21 protein-coding genes and 1 pseudogene are annotated in these 17,927 nt (G+C 68.2%); 6 read left to right on the top strand and 16 right to left on the bottom strand.

Going from position 1 to position 17,927, the window contains the following annotated elements:
- The first annotated feature begins 5 nt into the window (after window positions 1–5).
- On the top strand, window positions 6–1,010 hold the full coding sequence (locus ACFYRU_RS27465; protein ID WP_387663549.1) for a glycosyltransferase family 2 protein: 1,005 nt from the start codon (window positions 6–8) through the stop codon (window positions 1,008–1,010).
- Here ACFYRU_RS27465 and ACFYRU_RS27460 read toward each other — a convergent pair whose 3' ends face one another.
- The 6 genes from ACFYRU_RS27460 to ACFYRU_RS27435 all read right to left on the bottom strand — a co-directional run bounded on the left by ACFYRU_RS27460 (window position 1,011) and on the right by ACFYRU_RS27435 (window position 5,153).
- A complete protein-coding gene (locus ACFYRU_RS27460) occupies window positions 1,011–1,781 on the bottom strand; it encodes an ABC transporter ATP-binding protein (RefSeq protein ID WP_387663547.1) in 771 nt (256 codons plus the stop codon). It abuts the gene before it with no gap.
- Entirely contained in the window at window positions 1,768–2,658 is an 891-nt protein-coding gene (locus ACFYRU_RS27455) for an ABC transporter permease (protein ID WP_387663545.1), read from the bottom strand. Before ACFYRU_RS27455 ends, ACFYRU_RS27460 begins: the two co-directional genes overlap by 14 nt.
- A 42-nt stretch (window positions 2,659–2,700) precedes the next feature.
- A complete protein-coding gene (locus ACFYRU_RS27450; RefSeq protein WP_387663543.1) occupies window positions 2,701–3,402 on the bottom strand; it encodes a tyrosine-protein phosphatase in 702 nt (233 codons plus the stop codon).
- A gap of 3 nt (window positions 3,403–3,405) precedes the next feature.
- Window positions 3,406–4,056 (bottom strand): hypothetical protein, encoded by a 651-nt coding sequence (locus tag ACFYRU_RS27445; RefSeq protein WP_387663541.1) that lies wholly within the window; start codon window positions 4,054–4,056, stop codon window positions 3,406–3,408.
- 87 nt (window positions 4,057–4,143) lie between these two features.
- On the bottom strand, window positions 4,144–4,467 hold the full coding sequence (locus ACFYRU_RS27440; protein ID WP_387663539.1) for an AzlD domain-containing protein: 324 nt from the start codon (window positions 4,465–4,467) through the stop codon (window positions 4,144–4,146).
- Window positions 4,464–5,153 (bottom strand): AzlC family ABC transporter permease, encoded by a 690-nt coding sequence (locus ACFYRU_RS27435; RefSeq protein ID WP_387663537.1) that lies wholly within the window; start codon window positions 5,151–5,153, stop codon window positions 4,464–4,466. The genes ACFYRU_RS27440 and ACFYRU_RS27435 overlap by 4 nt, the downstream gene beginning before the upstream one ends.
- Window positions 5,154–5,207: 54 nt before the next feature.
- Here ACFYRU_RS27435 and ACFYRU_RS27430 point away from each other — a divergent pair, with 54 nt between their 5' ends.
- Window positions 5,208–5,783 (top strand): helix-turn-helix domain-containing protein, encoded by a 576-nt coding sequence (locus ACFYRU_RS27430; RefSeq protein ID WP_387663535.1) that lies wholly within the window; start codon window positions 5,208–5,210, stop codon window positions 5,781–5,783.
- Here the strand turns inward: ACFYRU_RS27430 and ACFYRU_RS27425 are convergent.
- Entirely contained in the window at window positions 5,780–6,964 is a 1,185-nt protein-coding gene (locus ACFYRU_RS27425) for an MFS transporter (protein WP_387663533.1), read from the bottom strand. The genes ACFYRU_RS27430 and ACFYRU_RS27425 overlap by 4 nt on opposite strands.
- A gap of 164 nt (window positions 6,965–7,128) precedes the next feature.
- On the opposite strand from ACFYRU_RS27425, the gene ACFYRU_RS27420 reads away from it, so the two are divergent.
- A complete protein-coding gene (locus ACFYRU_RS27420) occupies window positions 7,129–8,205 on the top strand; it encodes a ricin-type beta-trefoil lectin domain protein (RefSeq protein WP_387663531.1) in 1,077 nt (358 codons plus the stop codon).
- Between the two features lie 46 nt (window positions 8,206–8,251).
- Here the strand turns inward: ACFYRU_RS27420 and ACFYRU_RS27415 are convergent, their stop codons facing one another.
- Complete coding sequence (locus ACFYRU_RS27415) at window positions 8,252–9,082, bottom strand: SAM-dependent methyltransferase (RefSeq protein WP_387663529.1); 831 nt, start codon at window positions 9,080–9,082, stop codon at window positions 8,252–8,254.
- Between the two features lie 165 nt (window positions 9,083–9,247).
- Between ACFYRU_RS27415 and ACFYRU_RS27410 the strand changes: the two genes are divergently transcribed.
- On the top strand, window positions 9,248–10,135 hold the full coding sequence (locus tag ACFYRU_RS27410; protein WP_387663527.1) for a helix-turn-helix domain-containing protein: 888 nt from the start codon (window positions 9,248–9,250) through the stop codon (window positions 10,133–10,135).
- Here ACFYRU_RS27410 and ACFYRU_RS27405 read toward each other — a convergent pair.
- Window positions 10,132–10,623, bottom strand: coding sequence for a winged helix-turn-helix transcriptional regulator (locus tag ACFYRU_RS27405; protein WP_387663525.1), 492 nt, complete (start codon window positions 10,621–10,623; stop codon window positions 10,132–10,134). The genes ACFYRU_RS27410 and ACFYRU_RS27405 overlap by 4 nt on opposite strands.
- A 7-nt stretch (window positions 10,624–10,630) precedes the next feature.
- On the opposite strand from ACFYRU_RS27405, the pseudogene ACFYRU_RS27400 reads away from it, so the two are divergent.
- Window positions 10,631–11,074: pseudogene (locus ACFYRU_RS27400) on the top strand (GNAT family N-acetyltransferase); the annotation flags it as partial.
- A gap of 78 nt (window positions 11,075–11,152) precedes the next feature.
- On the opposite strand, the gene ACFYRU_RS27395 reads toward ACFYRU_RS27400, so the two are convergent.
- Together ACFYRU_RS27395 and ACFYRU_RS27390 are read right to left on the bottom strand one after the other, a co-directional pair.
- Entirely contained in the window at window positions 11,153–12,271 is a 1,119-nt protein-coding gene (locus tag ACFYRU_RS27395; protein ID WP_387663523.1) for an epoxide hydrolase family protein, read from the bottom strand.
- Window positions 12,261–12,608 (bottom strand): VOC family protein, encoded by a 348-nt coding sequence (locus ACFYRU_RS27390; RefSeq protein WP_387663521.1) that lies wholly within the window; start codon window positions 12,606–12,608, stop codon window positions 12,261–12,263. The genes ACFYRU_RS27395 and ACFYRU_RS27390 overlap by 11 nt, the downstream gene beginning before the upstream one ends.
- A gap of 53 nt (window positions 12,609–12,661) precedes the next feature.
- On the opposite strand from ACFYRU_RS27390, the gene ACFYRU_RS27385 reads away from it, so the two are divergent.
- The gene (locus tag ACFYRU_RS27385) at window positions 12,662–13,438 is read left to right on the top strand and encodes a nucleoside-diphosphate sugar epimerase (RefSeq protein WP_387663519.1); all 777 of its coding nucleotides are present in this window, start codon (window positions 12,662–12,664) and stop codon (window positions 13,436–13,438) included.
- Here the strand turns inward: ACFYRU_RS27385 and ACFYRU_RS27380 are convergent, their stop codons facing one another.
- From ACFYRU_RS27380 to ACFYRU_RS27360, 5 genes are read right to left on the bottom strand one after another with little or no spacing between them, the layout of a single operon-like run.
- Window positions 13,439–13,633, bottom strand: coding sequence for a ferredoxin (locus tag ACFYRU_RS27380; RefSeq protein WP_387663517.1), 195 nt, complete (start codon window positions 13,631–13,633; stop codon window positions 13,439–13,441).
- 11 nt (window positions 13,634–13,644) lie between these two features.
- Window positions 13,645–14,841, bottom strand: a complete 1,197-nt coding sequence (locus ACFYRU_RS27375) for a cytochrome P450 (protein ID WP_387663515.1) — start codon at window positions 14,839–14,841, stop codon at window positions 13,645–13,647.
- A complete protein-coding gene (locus tag ACFYRU_RS27370; RefSeq protein ID WP_387663513.1) occupies window positions 14,838–15,974 on the bottom strand; it encodes an NAD(P)/FAD-dependent oxidoreductase in 1,137 nt (378 codons plus the stop codon). Before ACFYRU_RS27370 ends, ACFYRU_RS27375 begins: the two co-directional genes overlap by 4 nt.
- Window positions 15,971–16,615 carry a TetR/AcrR family transcriptional regulator gene (locus tag ACFYRU_RS27365; RefSeq protein WP_387666023.1) on the bottom strand — a complete coding sequence of 215 codons (645 nt, stop codon included), beginning with the start codon at window positions 16,613–16,615 and terminating at the stop codon, window positions 15,971–15,973. Before ACFYRU_RS27365 ends, ACFYRU_RS27370 begins: the two co-directional genes overlap by 4 nt.
- Window positions 16,615–17,817, bottom strand: coding sequence for a cytochrome P450 (locus ACFYRU_RS27360; protein ID WP_387663511.1), 1,203 nt, complete (start codon window positions 17,815–17,817; stop codon window positions 16,615–16,617). The genes ACFYRU_RS27365 and ACFYRU_RS27360 overlap by 1 nt, the downstream gene beginning before the upstream one ends.
- Window positions 17,818–17,927 lie beyond the last annotated feature (110 nt).

The following is a 17,927-nucleotide window of genomic DNA, read 5'->3' as shown; positions in this document are numbered from 1 at the left end:
CTGATATGCCGCTGTCCCACTGGCCACCCGTCTCCGTCGTGATGCCCGTGCTGAACGAGGAACGACACCTCGAGGAAGCGGTCGGCCGCGTCCTCGACCAGGACTACCCGGGCGAGCTGGAAGTCGTCCTGGCGATCGGCCCGAGCAAGGACCGGACCGAGGAGATCGCGGACAAGCTGGCCGAGAAGGACCACCGGATCACCATCGTGCCGAACCCGACCGGCAAGACCCCGGCCGCGCTGAACGTCGGGATCGCGCACGCCAAGCACGACATCCTGGTCCGGGTCGACGGGCACGGCGCGCTCACCGACGGCTACATCACCCGCGCGGTCGAGGTCCTGGACGAGAGCGGCGCGGACAACGTCGGCGGCGTGATGGCCGCCGAGGGCCGGACCCCGACCGAGATGGCGGTCGCCTGCGCGTACCGCTCCCGGCTCGGCCTGGGCGCGTCCACCTTCCACCAGGGCGGCAAGGCCGGCCCGGCCGACACCGTGTACCTGGGCGTGTTCCGGCGGGCCGCGCTGGAACGGGTCGGCGGCTTCGACGAGACCATGTACCGCGCCCAGGACTGGGAGCTGAACTACCGGATCCGCAAGACCGGTGGGCTGATCTGGTTCAGCCCGGACCTGTCGGTGACGTACCGGCCGCGGTCCTCGCTGTCCGCGGTCGCGAAGCAGTTCTTCCTCACCGGCCAGTGGCGCCGCGAGGTGATCCGCCGGCACCCGGAGACCGCCAGCAAGCGCTACCTGGCGCCGCCGGTCGCGGTGATCGGCCTGGCCGTCGGCACCATCCTCGGCATCATCGGCCTGGCCACCGGCGTCAGCTGGCTCGACGTCGGGTTCCTGGCCCCGCTGGGGTACGCGCTGCTGCTGATCTTCGGCTCCGCGATGGAAGGCCGCTACCTGCCCTGGAAGGCGCTGTTCTGGATGCCGCTGGTCTGCGCCACCATGCACATCTCCTGGGGCCTGGGCTTCCTGATCGGCCTCCGCGAACGCCCGAAGGCCGCCTAGCTACCCGCCTCTGGTGGACCTGATGTAGGCCTCGACGACCTCGTCCACGGGGCCGTCGAGTTTGAGCACGCCGGCGTCCAGCCACAGCGCGCGGTTGCAGGTCTCCTGGACCACCTCGAGGCTGTGGCTGACCAGGAACACCGTGCCGGCCTGGTCGCGGAGCTCCTTGATCTTGCGCTCCGACCGGACCCGGAACTCGGCGTCGCCGGTGGCCAGCGCCTCGTCGACGAGCAGGATGTCGTGCGTCTTCGCGGACGCGATCGCGAACTTCAGCCGCGCCTGCATACCGGTCGAGTACGTCGACATCGGCAGGTCGATGAAGTCGCCGATGCCCGAGAACTCGACGATCTCGGCGTACCGGCGCTGGGTCTCCGCCGGCGACATGCCCATCGCGAGGCAGCCGAGGACCACGTTCCGCTCGCCGGTCAGGTCGTTCATCATCGCCGCGTTGACACCGAGCAGCGACGGCCGGCCGCCGGTGTAGACGACGCCGGAAGCGGGCGGCAGCAGGCCGGCGATCGCGCGCAGCATCGTCGACTTGCCGGAACCGTTGCGGCCGATCACGCCGATCGCGTCGCCCTTGTACGCGATGAAGCTGACGTTCTTGACCGCGTGCACCTCGCGGATCGTCGGCCGGTCCTGGTGCTTGATGATCCGGCGCAGCGCGGTCGCCGCCGTACCCTTGCCGCCCTGACCGGCGATCACCTTGTAGATGATGTCCAACTGGTCGGCGATAACCGTCGGTTCAGCCCCTGAATCAACCACGGCCATAGCGATCCTCCGCCCGCCAGAAGTACCAGAGTCCGCCGGCCAGCATCACGAACGACCAGACGGTCGCGATCGACCACGCGTGCGGCAGCTCGTTCTTCAGGTGCTCGTGCAGCAACGCCCGCCGGACGACGTCGATGTACGCCGAGATCGGGTTGAACGCCAGCACCTGGACGACCCAGCCCGGCGCGTGCAGCTGGGACAGCTTGTACGGCAGCGAGAAGAAGATCCCGGACGCGTACAGCCAGGTCCGCGTGATGAACGGCAGCAACTGGCTGATGTCGGTCACGAACGTACCGATCCGCGCGAAGACCAGCGTGATGCCGACGTTGAACATCACCTGCAGCAGCATCGCCGGGACGATCATCAGCCATCGCCAGGTGGGACCTTCGGTGAAACCCACGACCAGGAACAACAACGCCATCGAGATGAGCATCTGGTTCAGCTCGTTCAGCACGTAGGCGAGCGGCAGCGTGGCGCGCGGGAAGTGCAGGGTGCGGATCAGGGACAGGTTCAGCGCCAGCGAGCGGGATCCTTCGGTCATGCAGCGCTGGGTGAACGTGAACACGAACACCCCGCTGAGCAGGAACGCGACGTAGTTGTCGATCCCGTTCTTCGTTCCCAGCAGCACACCGAAGGCGAGGTAGTACACCCCGGCGTTCAGCAGCGGCGTGAGGATCTGCCAGATCGAGCCCAGGCGGGCTCCGGCGTACATGGCGTAGGTGCGTGCGGTGGCGTAACTGACGACGAACTTACGACGGCTCCACAGCTCGCGAAGGTACGAGCCGAGCGGCGGGCGGATCGAGCTCCTGGAGAGTCCGTAGCGTTCGGCCAGTGCCGCCGGATCGGACACTCCGGTCGGCGTTGCGGCGGTCGGCATTGCAGCAATGTACTGCGGTCCGTGACGGGGTCGTGACGCAGGTCAGCCCACTAAGCGGGCTTTCAGGTTGCTGAGGTCGCTATCAGTGATACCACCGGCCCGCAGGTATGCCTCCGGCCCGCCGTACTTGGTGTCCAGATGGCGCAGGATCGCGACGATCGACTCGGCCCGGGTGTCGCGGAACTCGATCATTTCGGGGTGTTTCGTGGTGTCCGGTTCGGCCGCGAGCTGTTCCTCCAGCCACGGCGCCAGCCGGGACCGGGTCAGGTAGTAGTCGGCGACGATCTCGTCCTCGGGTACGCCGGCCACGCTGAGCGCCAGGGCGACGACCATGCCGGTGCGGTCCTTGCCGCCATGACAGTGCACGACGACCGCGCCGTCCTGTTCGTCGGCGATCGCTTTCACGGCGGCGGCGAACAGCTCAGGGCGTTGGTCGAGCATCCAGGTGCAGGCCTCGACGATCGTCGGCTGTCCGTGGTCCGGGTCGGCCGGATCCACCAATGACTGGTGTACGGCGAGCGGGGTCCCGGTGAACGGGGTCGGGAACGCGGCCACCTCGCCGTCGCCGCGGAGGTCGAGGATCCTGCCCACGCCCGCCTGCCGGACCGCCTCGACGCCCGCATCGGTCAGGTACTGCAGGCTCTCGGAGCGGATCAGCACACCGGACCTGAGCACGCGCCTGTCGGCCGTGGGCAGGCCGCCGACGTCGCGGACGTTGCGGCAGCCGGGCCAGTCGAGGTCCATCGGTCAGCGGTCCTGTGGGCGGTCGGGGTTCGGGCCTGGGTGGTACGGCGGGGGCGGCGGGAAGTTCTGGTTCTGCTGATAGGGCTGCTGCGGATAGTTGCCTGGGGCACCTGGTTGGGTGGGGAAGGTGCCGGTGGGCCGGCGGCCGCGGTTGCGGCGGATCAGGCCGATGGTGAGGAACACGACACCGAGACCGATGAAGACCAGCAGCGAGAACACCGTGCCGAGGATCGACACCACGAACGCGAGCACCGACGACTTCGGGCCGGCGGCGTAGGTCGCGCTGGTCTCGTCGTCGGTGCAGGAGATGCTGTAGTCCCCGGCCGGTACCGTCTTCGCCGACCGCGAGACGACGTACCAGCTCCGGCCGTTGATCGTGATCGTCTCCGACCCGCGGATCTTCTTCAGCGGTACGTCGTTCCCGTTCGCGTCCTGCGCCGAGCACGGCGGCCCGAGCACCGGGATCGACGAGTAGATCGTCAGGCCCTCCTGCTTCAGGTGCACCCGCCCGTTCTCGATCGGCTGCGGCGTCCGCGGCGCCGTGACGACGATCCGCCACGCGAAGAACCCAGCCAGCAGCACACCGATCACGAAACAGGCGATCCCGATCACCGGCAGGACCGACTTCTTGGGCGCCGCGGGATCCATCGTCATGGCTGCACGGTACTACCGCGGCCGCTGGCGGGTTATGTGACGGCTGACGCCCTGCAACACGTCACCGGTCAAACAACCTGCCAGCGGCTACGGAACGCCGAGTAGGCGCAGGCCAGCTGCGGTTGCGGCGGCGCCTAGCACCACCAGTACGAAGGGCGCCTTGCGCCAGGCTAGGACGCCGCCTACCAGTACCCCGGCGGGGCGGGCGATGCCGGCGGGGCCATGGCCGTCCGTCAGCGCGGACGTGGCGACCAACGCCGTGAGCAGGACGATCGCGGCGACCGCCAGGAGTTGCTGGATGCGTTCCGGGACCTCGAAGCGGCTCCGCAGTGCGGGACCGGCGAAGCGCAGCGAAAAGGTGCCTACGGCAAGTACTCCGATGCCGGCCAGCATCAACGGAGTGTTGGTCATCGGGTTACCTCCTCGAGAGCAGGCTTTTCGGCTCGGTAGAACAGGAGGCCGGCCAGTGCGAGCAGCACCGGGAGACCCGCGGGCAGGAAAGGCGTTGCGGCCAAGGCGACGACGACGCCGACGAGAGCTGCCGTCCGCGTGCGGCGATCACGCAGTGAGGGAAGGACAAGCGCGAGCAGTACGGCGGGAAACGCGGCGTCCAGGCCGAACACGTCCGTGTCGGTGATGATCGAACCGGCCAGGCCGCCGATCACCACGCCGACGTTCCAGCACACGAAGATGCCGATGCCACCGGCCCAGTACGCCGCCCGCCGTTGGTCGAGCTCGTCCTGCCTCATCGCGAACGCGACGTTCTCGTCCGTCATCACGTGGCTGCCGGGCCACCGCCGCCAGCCGCTGCCGATCACGTCGCTGACCGCCAGCCCGAACGCGACATGCCGGCTGTTCACCAGCAGGCCCGCGATCATCGCCGCGATCGGACTGCCACCGGCCGCGACGATCCCGACGAAGAGGAACTGCGACGCCCCCGCGAAGACCACGATCGACAGCAGGATCGGAACCCACAACGGCAGCCCGCCACCGACACTGATCGCGCCGTACGAGACCCCTACGACGCCGTCGGCCAGGCACACCAGTGCGATGTCGCGGGCCAGCCCACGGTCGAGTGTTCGCCAGATCGAACGCATGGGCATTATGATGAACACCAGCCCGCCCGTTCGTCAAGCCGAACAAATGGACCGATGGAGCGAACAGTATCGATGGACAGCAGCCGAGCACCGCTAGACGTCATCGCCGCCTCCTTGCGCCGGCACCGCGCTCGCGCCGGCCTGTCCCTCACGGAGGTCGCGAAACGCGCCGGGGTCGCCAAGTCCACGCTGTCCCAGCTGGAGTCCGGCACCGGCAACCCGAGCGTGGAAACCCTGTGGGCGCTCGCGGTCGCGCTCGACACCCCGTTCGCCGCGCTGCTCGACCCACCCCGCCCGAAGGTCCAGATCATCCGCGCGGGCGAAGGCCCGGTGATCTACTCCGACCAGGCGCAGTACAGCGCCACCCTGGTCGCGTCCAGCCCGCCGAACGCCCGCCGCGACCTGTACCGGATCGTCGCCTCCCCCGGCCCCGGCCGGAAGTCCGACCCGCACATGCCCGGCGTCGTCGAACACGTCATCCTCGGCTCCGGCCGCGCTCTGGTCGGCCCGCTCGACGATCCCGTCGAGCTGAACCCCGGGGACTACATCGCCTATCCCGGCGACCTCCCCCACATCTTCCAGGCCCTCGAGGAGAACACCTCCGCAACGCTCGTCTCGGAGCATGTCTAACGACGCCTGAGCTGCCACCCGACAGCAGCGAGCGCGGTCACTCCGGCTACGCCGCACACGATGGCGATGGCGGTCGGCAGCGAGTACGCATCGCTCAGCAGACCCGTCGAGATGGCCGTCGTGGCCACGCCCAGGTACACGCAGGTCAGGAACGCCGCCGTCACTTCGCCACGGCGGCCGCCCGGCGCGAGCTGGTTGACCTCCGTCTGCGATCCGAAGTACGTCAGCCCCAAACCGGCACCGGCGAACAATGCCGCGGCGACGATCAGTACGAGCGACTTCGCCGGGAAGGCGCCGACGAGGGCCGCGAGGCCGATGATCAGAGAGACGAGGCCTGCAGGCTGGGCCGTGCGCGGCGGCAACTGCAGGCGAACCGAGACGGCCTGGACCGCACACGCCGCGGCCAGCATCATCGCCGCGACGGCGCCGAGCAAGGCCAGGTTGTGGTTGTGCAGGAGCTGCGCCGTATACGACGGGACGACGGACAGGAAGAGTCCACCGACCGCCCAGACGGTTGCACCGCTCAGGCTCGCCCGAACGAAGTCGCCCCGGATCTCAGCTGGTACGGAGGGACGTTGCGGCCGCCATCGCCCGCTCACCGGTTCGCGCGGCAGTCGTGACACTGCGAACGCCGTGAGGACCGTGAGGACGAGTCCGACGCCGTACGGAAGTTGCCGCGGGTACGGCGCCCACTCCGCGAGCGCACCGGCCACCAGCGGCCCTGCAGCACTGCCGCCGCTCTGTGCCAGCACCGTGGCGAGGGCGGCCTTGCCCCGGTCGTCGTCCGGCTCGAACTCCACGAGCGCGGCGGCCGCAGTACCCGCGGTGGCACCCAGCGCGATGCCGGCGGCGATCCGGCCGGCGAAGAGCCACGCGGTGTTCTGAGCCACCGCGAGCAGGATCAGCCCGACCGCGCCGAGACTCAGGCCGCCGATCAACACCCGTGGCCGGCCGACCTGGTCCGACAGTTGCCCGAACACCATCAGCGAAGGCACCAGCACTGCCATGTAGACGGCGAAGATCAGCGTCAGTTCGGTCCCGGAGAAACCGAACCGCTCCCGATAGACGCCGTAGAGCGGTGTCGGCAGGTTCCCGTCGAACAGCAACACGAACAACGCGGCAGCCGTCACCAGGAACGGCCCACGGCGACCCGTCCCGATCCGTTCCACTGCACTGGTCATCTCACTCTCGGTGCCCGACCACCACCTTCACAAACGCCGCCCACTTTCGATCACCTGTAACGTTAACTGCTCACCTCTGGACATCCGCGAGCAGTTCTGCGCATCATCGTCGAGGAGAGCTCTCGCAGTCGAAGTACCGCCCCACTTCGCCCGGAGGAAGCCTGATGAGACTCAAGTCCTTACTGCTCTGCGCCCTGCTGGCCCTCGCCGCCGCACTGGTCCCTGGTAGCGCATCGGCCGTCGGTGTCACGCCTGGCACCTATGTCAACTACACGTTCGACACCGCTTCGCTAACCCAGGCCGAGTTCCGGATGACGATCGACAACTCGCCCGGCCGCGCGAACGTCTACTGGGCCAACCAGTTCGGCTTCACCGGCGGCGACGTCGGCGGGTATACCGGCATGCAGATGCACCGCGACGGCGGCGGCATGTTCCTGTACTCGCTCTGGAACTCCACCGCGTGGAAGGTCGGCGACGCCGGCACCTACTGCATCAAGTTCCAGGAGGACGGCACCGGTGGCAGTTGCCGTCTCGACAAGGCGCCCACCCCTGGTCACACGTACGCGTTCGACGTCGCGAGCGAGGGCAGCGGGTGGTACGGCGTGACAGTCCGCGACGTGACCGCCGGTACGTCGTTCAAGCTCGGCAGCCTGCAGACCGGATCCGGCAACACGATCAGTACGTCGGGCATGGTCAGCTGGACCGAGTACTTCGACTGGAACAACGACAAGGCCACTTGCGACGACGAGCCGTACTCGAAGCTGACGATGAGCGCCCCGACCAGCGGCAGCCTGACCGCGCACTTCACCGGGACGTCGGAGAGCACCGGCTGCGCCGCCGACAGCCAGGTCACGCTGAACGGGTCGACCGCGGTCCAGGAGAACGGCATCGGAAACTCCGCGTCCGGCGACATCCGCGGCAGCGGCGGCTGTCTCGACGTTTCCGGCTCCGACGGTACGACGATCCTGCTCTACAGCTGTACCGGCGGCGGCAACCAGAACTGGGTGCACGCCGAGAACACCACGTTCCACGCCGAGTTCGCCTGCCTGGACGCGAGCGCGACGCAGGCCGGCGCGGTGATCCTGTACGGCTGCCACGGCGGCACGAACCAGCAGTGGACCCAGCCCGGCGACGGCACGATCCGTACGGGTGGTCGCTGCCTGACCGCACCAGTTGCCCTGGGCAACCCGGTGACCGTTGCCACCTGCAACAACTCGGCCGGGCAACGCTGGACGTTCTGACAACAGAAACGGGGCGCCCTGGACCAGGGCGCCCCGTGCTACGAGCTCACAGCTTGCGGCCGACCCCGCCGACGATGCACTCCTCGACCTGGTTCAGCGGCTTGAGCCGCGGGCCGTCCGGCCACCAGTCGTCGCAGAGCACCAGCCCCGGTGCGACCAGCTCCTGGTCCGGGAAGAACGTCATCAGCTCCGCGCGGGTGCGGAACCGGCCGCTGCCCATCGGGCTGTGGATGAACTTCTCCTCCATCTTCTGGGCGACCGCCGAGTGCTCGGGAGTCTCCGGGTCGTAGAAGTGCGAGATCACCGTGTACGACCCGGGCACGACCGCGTCGACGTACGTCTGCATGATCTGCGCGCCCTCGTCGCCGATGTAGTGGTGCAGCGTGCCGGCCTGCATCACGGCGATCGGCTGGTCGAAGTCGAGGAACTTGCGGACCTCGGGGTGGCTGAGCACCTCGTCCGGGTCGAAGATGTCCGCGCTGACGAACAGGGTGTTCTCGTTCTCCTCGAGCAGCGCGCGGCCGTGCGCGAGCACCACCGGGTCGTTGTCGATGTAGAGCACCTTGGCCTCGGGCTGGATCCGCTGCACGACCTGGTGGGTGTTCTCGGCGGTCGGCAGACCGGATCCGCAGTCCAGGTACTGCGTGATGCCCGCCTGGCCGGCCAGGAACCGGCACGAGCGGATCAGGAAGTTCCGGTTCGACCAGGCCAGGTCCTGCGCCTGCGGCGCGGCGGCCTGAACCCCACGCAACACCTCGCGGTCGACCTCGAAGTTGTCCTTGCCGCCCAGGAAGGCGTCGTACACCCGGGCGATACTGGCCCGGCTGGTGTCGACACCGACCGGGATCGAGCTTGGCGCTTTGGTGGCATCGACCATCGGTGAACCTCGCAGAGAGTGAATGGGTGCGTAGTGCGACAGACTCTACCGAGAGTACGGCGCGCTGAACACACCGTGTCGGCGCGTGCGTCTGGACATAGTTACGACCCGTTATGAAATGATCAACTGCTGCACACCCAACCACTGCCGCCTGGGAGGCCAGAGGTGACCGAGTCGGAGGCGTACGGCGGCCCGACCGCCCTGCGCATCATGCTCGGGGTGCACCTGCGCCGGCTGCGCGAAGCCGCGGGCGTGAGCCGGACCGACGCGGGCTGGGCGATCCGCGGCTCGGAGTCCAAGATCAGCCGGCTGGAGCTCGGCCGGGTCGGCTTCAAGGTCCGCGACGTCGACGACCTGCTGACGCTGTACAAACTCGAGGACGAGGTCGAGCGCGACCGGCTGCTCTCGCTCGCCCGGGACGCGAACAACCCCGGCTGGTGGCAGCGGTACGACGACCTCACGCCGCAGTGGTTCCACTCCTACCTCGGCCTGGAGATGGCGGCCGACCTCATTCGTACGTTCGAGTTGCAGTACGTCCCCGGCCTGCTGCAGACACCGGAGTACGCCAGGTCCGTCATCCAGCTCGGCCGGCAGGACGTCCCGCTGCCGAAGTCCGAGGTGGATCGCCTTGTGTCGTTGCGAATGAGCCGCCAGGAAGTGTTGACGCGGCAACGACCCGCGCGCCTGTGGGCAGTGCTGGACGAGTCCGTGCTGCGCCGTCCGATCGGCAGCCCGCAGGTCCTGCGCCACCAGCTCGAGTACCTGATCGAGGCGGCCCGGCGGCACAACGTCACGCTGCAGATCATCCCGTTCGACAAGGGCGGGTACACCGCGACCGGCGGCGCGTTCACGCTGCTCCGGTTCAACGACGGGGACCTGCCCGACATCGTCTACATCGAGCACCTGACCAGTGCCGTCTACCTCGACAAGCGCGAGGAACTCGACACGTACGTCGTCACGATGGACGCCGTGTCGATCACCGCGGCGCAGCCACGCGACACCGAGTCCCTGATCCGTCAGGCCATCGAACGCCTCGACGAGGGATCGAACTAACGCCGCTGAGCTCCCGGGCCCGCGCGGAAGGCGACCTCGCGGGGCGCCGGTTCGTGGCCGGCTTCGCACTTCATCACGACGGTGACGCGTTCGCCGCAGTCGCCGCGGTGGCGGGGCTCGATCGGCGGGCCGGCGTCGAGCGGGAGGTACTCGTCGGCCCACTGCACCATCGCGACCAGCACCGGGTAGAGGTCCATCCCGGCCTGGGTCAACCGGTACTCCGAGCGTTCACGCTGTCCTGGCAGCCGGTACGGGTGGCGGCGGATCAGGCCGCGTTCGATCAGCGCCGCGAGCCGCTCGGTCAGCACCTGGCGCGGAACGCCCGCCCGGGCCCGGATGTCCTCGAAGCGGCGCACACCGACGAAAAGCTCACGCAGGACGTGAAAAGTCCACTTGTCGCCGAGGATGTCCATCGTCCGGGAGATCGTGCAGTTCTCCGTGGACCAGTTCATCGCTTCCGGCACCTGTTCGTTCAGCGCAACGCCCATGTAACCGATGATAAGTCCGCTTGACAGACTCAGCCAAGCCAGCAAGGCTGAATCCGTGAACCAGACTCAGACGGGACCGCCACTCGTCCGCCGCGCCGGCGAACCCGACGCGGACGAGCTGGCCAGGATGCTCACCGGGCTGACCGACCTCAGCCGCTACTTCCGGTTCCAGACCGCGATCGGTACGCCGCCGCGGGCCGCGTTGCTGCTCCGGATGCTGTGCCCGACCGGTGCCGCGTTCGTCGCGACGCGGTGCGGCACGATCGTCGGACATGCCATGTGGGCCTGGGCTCCGGGCTCTGCCACCGCCGAACTCGCCGCCGTGATCGCGGAGGACGAGCAGCGTCGCGGTCTCGGGGTGCGGATGCTGGCGGTCGCTGCCGCGGACGCGATCGCGGCCGGGGCGCGGTACTTCCTGTTCGTGGTCAGCGCGGCCAACGAACGTTCGATCCGGATGGTCCGGCGACGCTGGCCGGACGCGACGGTCGAACGGGACGGGACGTTGCTGCTGTTCGTCGCGCCGGCCCGCCTACCTGATCAGCCTGAAGAACGCGCGGACGTCGTCGACGAGCAGGTCGGGAGCCTCGAGCGCGGCGAAGTGCCCGCCGCGGGTGAACTCCGACCAGTGGACGATGTTGTGCCTGCGGTCTAGTACGCGGCGGATCGCCGGATCGGTCGGAAACACTGCGACTCCGGTCGGAACGCCGGGGCGCAGGTCGTCGGTCGCGCGCCGGTTCTCGTAGTACAGGTTGGCGGACGTCGCGCTGGTGTTGGTGAACCAGTAGATCGACACGTCGGTCAACAGGTGGTCGAGATCGACCGCGTCCTCGGGAAGCGCACGAGCCGGATCGGTCCACTCCCAGAACTTCTCCAGGATCCACGCCAGCTGGCCGACGGGTGAATCGCTCAACCCGAAAGAAACCGTTTGCGGCCGCGTTCCTTGCAGGTCGGCGTACCCGGTCCCGACTGCCCGCAATCGCTCCGCTGCCGCCAAGCGTTCACGTTCGGCGTCGGTCACCAGGTCGCCCGATTGCACGTCCGCCGGAAACGCCAGTCCTCCGTTGATGTGCACACCGACAACGTTCGCGGGAGCCAGTTGCCCAACGAGAGGCGAGACGACCGACCCCGTGTCACCACCTTGCGCGCCGTACTGCTCGTAGCCCAGCCGGTGCATCAACTCCACCCAAGCGCGGGCGATCCGACCGTGGTTCCACCCGTCCGTCAGCGGCACCGAGAAACCGTGTCCCGGGACGGACGGTGCGACCACGTGGAACGCATCGTGCGGGTCCGCGCCGTACGCGGCCGGATCGGTCAGCGGCCCGAGTACCTCGAGGAATTCCGCGACCGATCCCGGCCACCCGTGGGTCAGCAGGAGCGGCAACGCATCCGGTTCGGGCGAACGGACGTGCAGGAAGTGCACGGTCTGTCCGTCGATCTCCGTCAGGTACTGGGGAAACGTGTTCAGCCGCGTTTCCCACGTTCGCCAGTCGTACGTCAGCCACCGCTCGACCACGTGCCGCAGGTAGTCGACCGGCACGCCGCGTTCCCAACCACCAGGTAGTTGGCGCGGCCAACGAACCCGCCGCAGCCGCTCGCGCAGATCGAGAACGTCCGCATCAGGGATCGCGATCCGGAACTCAGAGATCATGCGCCCGCTCGTGCAGCGGCTCGTACAGCCCGACCTCGCCGCCACCCGGCAACCGGAACGCGGTCAGCACTCCCCACCGCTGCCGCTCGACCGGGCGCACGAACTCCACTCCGCGGGCCGTCAGGTCGCGCATCGTCTGCTCGAGGTCGTCACACATCAACAACAACTCGTGCGATGCCGCCTCGGACGGATGGACTGCCACTTCGGCCGGCGGCAACTTGAAGATCAGCCAGCCGTGGCCGGCGTCCACCGACGGATACTCCAGCACGTCCCGGAAGAACGCCCGATCCGCCTCGGCATCAGTGCTGTAGACGATCACATGCGCACCGTTGATCATCTACACCACACTAGCCGGGAATACTCGTGCCGACAGCGCAGGTTGCGGCTCACGTGATCCTCTTGACTGGCGCCACCGGCAACGTCGGCCGTGAACTCGCCGCCCTGCTACCGGACGCCCGCACCCTCGACCGTGGCGCCGGCGCCGACCTCGGCGAGCCCGCGACGCTCGACTTCGCCGGCGTCGAATCGGTGTTCCTGGTCTGGCCGTTCCTCACGTCCGGGGGCTCGACGGCGGTACTCGAGAAGATCGCGGCGGAAGCCGGCCGGGTGGTGTACCTGTCGTCGTCGGCCGTGCGGTTCGGGGCGGACACCGATCCGATCACCCGGCTGCACGCCGACCTCGAGGCCGCCGTGCAGGCGTCCGGGCTGGAGTGGACGATCCTGCGGGCGGACACGTTCGCGTCCAACGCGCTCGGCTGGGCGGGGCAGCTCCGCGCCGGGGACGTCGTCCGTGGTCCGGACAGCGCGGCCACGGCGGTGATCGATCCCACGGACATCGCCGCCGTCGCGGCCGCCGTACTACGGGACCCGCAACCCGGCAGCACCCTCACCCTGACCGGGCCCGACGTACTCAGCCGGGCCGATCAGGTACGGATCCTCGGCGACGTGTTGCATCGGCAGCTGGTGTTCGAGCCGACGCCGTACGACGATGCGCGTGCCCAGTTGCTCGCGGACGGGCGGCCGGCGGCGCTCGTCGAAGCGCTGATCGGTAGTGCCGAACGCCGTCCGCGGTCGGAGCTCGTCACCACGACGGTCGAGGACGTGACCGGCCGGCCCGCGCGCAGCTTCCGCGGATGGGCGGACCGGAACGCTTCTGCTTTCAGCTGATCAGTCCTCGACGACGATCGCCAGCGCGGGGCAGACCGCGGCGGCCTGGTGGATGTCGGCGGCGAGTTCCTCGGGCGGGTTGTCGTTCAGGAGTACGACGATGCCGTCCTCGTCGCGCTGGTCGAACACGTCCGCGGCGGCTGTCACACACTGGCCGGAGGCGACGCACTTGTCCTGGTCGATGATGACCTTCATCGGTTGTCCTTTCACCACGTCACGGGAAGCGAGTAGACGCCGTACACGGCGCCGTCGTGCTTGAACGGGATCTCCTCCAGCGGTACGGCGCGCCGCAGCGTCGGGATCCGCCGGTAGAGCGTGCTGTACACGACCTGCAGTTCCACCCGCGCCAACGGTTGCCCGAGGCACTGATGGACGCCGAACCCGAACGCGACGTGCCGGCGCGCGTCCCGGGTCAGGTCCAGCGCGTCCGGATCCGCGAACACCGACGGGTCCCGGTTGCCGATGTCGTTCGGCAGGATCACGCCGTCGCCGGCCTTCAGTACCTGACCGTGCAGTTCGATGTCCTCGAGGACGGCGCGACGCCGTCCGTTGTGGGTGATGTTGAGGTAGCGCAGCAGTTCCTCGACCGCGCCCGCGACCAGCTTCGGGTCGTCGGTGTCCCGCAGTACCGCCAGCTGCTCCGGGTGTTCGAGCAGCGCGAGGGTGCCGAGGGCAATCATGTTCGCGGTGGTCTCGTGCCCGGCGATCAGCAGCAGTACACCGATGCCGGCCGCGTCCTGGCGGGTCAGCTCGCCGGACTTCACCCGGTCCGTCAGCCCGGAGAGCAGGTCGTCGCCCGGGTTCTCCAGCTTCTCGCCGACCAGGTTGTCGAGGTACGTCGCGAGGTTGCCGTGCGCAGCGGCGCGTTCCTCGGGGGTCGCGGACATCCGGATCAGGTTCTTGCTGTTCTGCTGGAAGAAGTCGTGGTCCGCGTACGGGACGCCGAGCAGCCGGCAGATCACCAGCGACGGCACCGGCAGCGCGAACGCCTCCACCAGGTCGACCGGCTTCGGTCCGACGAGCAGGTCGTCGATCAGTTCGTCGACGAGCTGCTGGATACCGGGACGCATCGCCTCGATCCGCTTGATCATGAACGGCGCGGTCACCATCCGGCGCAGCCGCGCGTGTTCCGGGTCGTCCATCAGGATGAACCCGATCCCGACGCCGTCCTTGCGCGGCGGTGCGCCGGTCGGGCTCGGGTAGCCGGGTTTGGTGACGTCGGAGCTCAGTCGCGGATCCGCCAGCAGTTTGCGCTGGTCGTCGTACCGCGTGATCAGCCAGGCGCTCTTCCCGAAGCTGTCGACCTTGACGATCGGCGCCTCGTCCTGCAGTTCACGCAGCTGTGGCGGCGGGTCGAACGGGCAGCCTGTTGCCCGCGTCATCGGATAAACCGGAGTGCTCATACGGTTCCTTCCCCAGAAAGGTTGCGTAGGTGTGCTCTCGTTTGTTTCGGTGCGTTCCAGCCGAGGACGCCGACGACGCGGCCGGCTTCGCGGTAGTGCGCGACGAACCGTTCGTTGATGTTGCCCTCAGCAATGGTCAGGTCGGCGGCCGGGCGGCCGTGGACCTGGATCCTGGTGCTGAACTGGTCCGTCCAGAAGTACGGCACCGGTCGGTACGGTTGCCGTTCGCCGAGGATGTTCGCGGCGACGCACATCCCCTGCTCGGTCGCGTTGGTCCGGTTCTCCAACCGCACAAGCTTTCCCTCGTACGACCACCGCGCCACATCTCCCGCCGCGTAGACCCCGTCCGCGGCGGCGCAGTACTCATCACAAACCACCCCGTCCTCCACCCGCAGCCCACTCCCCTCCAACCACCCAGTAGCAGGCGCAGCCCCCAACGCAACCACCACCACATCAGCCGGCAACACAACCCCACCCGCCAACTGCACCCCCGTCACCCGCCCGTCCACCCCAACCAGCGCATCCACCGCAGAACCCATCCGAAGCTCAACGCCTTCAGAACTGTGCAGTTCTCCCAGCAATCCCCCGACAACAGCTCCGAGCTGAGCCTCCATAGGCGTGGCTTGCGGCCCCACCAACGTCACCCCAAGCCCAAGCCTGCGCACAGTCGCGGCAACCTCCGCCCCCAGCACCCCGTCCCCCACAACCACCACCCGACGACATTCGGCGAGAGACTTGCGGAGGGCGGTGGCGTCGTCGAGGGTGCGGAGTATGTGGACGCCTTGCAGGGGTGGGCCGGGAAGAGTGCGTGGGGTTAGGCCGGTGGCGATCACCAGGTGGTCGGCTGTTAGGGAGCGGCCGGTGGTGGTGTGGATGGTGTGGTTGTTGAGGGTGATTGCGGGGTCGCCGAGGATGAAGGTGGCGTCGAGGGCCTGCAGAATCGAGCTTGGGCGGAGGTGGGTGCGGGTTTCGTCCCAGGTGCCGTGGAGGAATTGTTTGGACAGAGGTGGGCGGTCGTACGGTGGGTGGAACTCGGCGCCGAGAATGGTCAGCCGACCGCGGAAGCCCTTGCGTCGTAGGGTTTCCGCGGTGGTCAGCCCGGCGGCGGAGGCACCGACGATCAGGACGCTCATGTGGTGACCGGAGCGGTCAGCATGCCGACGATCCCGTCGATCAACCCGCCCGCCATCTCTTCCCAGGTCGCGCGAACGGTCGGCCGCCCCTCGGCGCGGGCGAGTTCGAACTCGGCCGTCATCTGGATGATCAGATGACGCGCCATGTCACCCCGCTCGAGCCGTACCTCAGGCGGCAGGTCCGCGAGCCGCGAAGCCAGTCCGTCGACGACCCGAGTCAGCGACGGCGAGTTGCGCGACTCCTCCAGCTGGATCTCGCGCAACGCCGGATCGTTCATCAGCTGCGCACTGAACCGCGCCAACCAGCTCTGCGTACCCAAGCTGCCCATGTGATCGGTCGCCGACCGCACCAGCACCGTCACCCAATCCCGGACGTCAGGATCAGCGCCCAGCTCCGCCAGCAACTCCCGCCGGCGCGCCTCGACCGGCTCGGCGTGCTTGCGGACGATCGCCCGCACCAGATCGGTCTTGGTCCCGAAGTGGTACCCGACCGCGGTGTTGTTCCCCTGCCCGGCAGCCTCGCTGATCTGCCGGTTCGACACGTCGTGCACGCCGCGTTCGGCGAACATCCGTTCCGCGGTCGCCAGGATCAGCTCGCGGGTCGCGTTCACCCGCGCGGCCCGGACCTCTTTCGCCATCATCACCAGATCACCCTTACCTCCCGCAGTCCGCCGACGAGCAGCCCCTCGACCAGGGGCAGTTCCGCAGACGGCACTGCCAGCGCCAATGTCGGCAACCGACGCAACAACACTTCCAGTACGACCTGCAACTCGGTCCGCGCGAGCGACTGCCCGATACACGAGTGCGGCCCCGCGCCGAACGCCAGGTGCACGTTCGGGCTGCGGCTCAGATCCATCTCGGCGGCATCGGAGAACACGCGCTCGTCCCGGTTCGCCGACGCCATGCTGCACACCGTGGTCGTGCCGGCGGGCAGGGTGCCGTCGGACAGCTCGAGTTCCTCGGTGACGTAGCGGATCATCCCGAACCCGGCGTTGGCGTCGTACCGCAACGCCTCCTCGACCGCCGTACGCACCAGCGCCGGATCCGCGAGCAACTGCTCCCAGCGGGTGCGATCGGCGAGCAGCATCGCCATCATCTTGCCGATCATGTTCGTGGTGGCCTCGTGGCCCGCGATCAGCAGACCCATCCCGGTCGAGACCAGCGCGTCGTCGCTCAGCTTCTCGCCGGCCGAGTCCGTCCCGGTGATCAGGTCGCTGAGCAGGTCAGTCCCCGGCTCGGCACGCTTCGCTTCGACGTGCCCGGCCATGTACGCCGCGAACTCGGTATGCGCGGCCTCCATGTCGGCGGCCGAGTACCGGGTCAGGTTGAGGAACGTGTCGGACCAGTACGAGAACCGCTCCCGGTCGGAGGCCGGTACGCCGAGCAGCTCGCAGATCACCCACACCGGCAACGGAAACCCGAGTGCGGCCTTCAGATCCGCAGGCTGTCCACCGGCGATCATGCCGTCCACCAGCTCGTCGGCCATCGCCTCGATCGAGGGCCGCAGCGCTGCCATCCGCTTGGCCGTGAACCACTTGGTGATCATCCGCCGCCAGCGCTGATGCCCGTCCCCGGACTGCGGCACACCGGGACGCCGCCGGTCGAAGACACCCGCGCCCTCGGCGGACACCCGCGCGGCGCCTTCGGCCGTACGAGCGAACCGCGGGTCGGACAGCACCTGCCGTACGTCGTCGTACCGCGTGAGCAGCGCCGCCTCGTCACCGCTGGGCAGCTGGACGTGCGCCACCGGGCACTGCTGCCGGAGCCGTTCCCACTCGGGCGGGGGTTCGATCGCGTCGACGGGCGGAATCGGGTACCGGACAAGTTGATCACCATCGGTCACAGGCCATCACCTCCGTGTGGTTGTTTCTCCAGCTTGCCTCGCCGACTTGTTTAAGTCAACTGCCTGACTTAGTCTTTTGGTTGCAGAAACCAACTATCTATTTCAGCCGG

This window comes from Kribbella sp. NPDC004536 (genome assembly GCF_042873835.1).
Taxonomy (GTDB): Bacteria; Actinomycetota; Actinomycetes; order Propionibacteriales; family Kribbellaceae; genus Kribbella.
The sequence above is the reverse complement of the archived record's forward strand: the minus strand, read 5'-3'. Positions and strand labels throughout refer to the sequence as shown.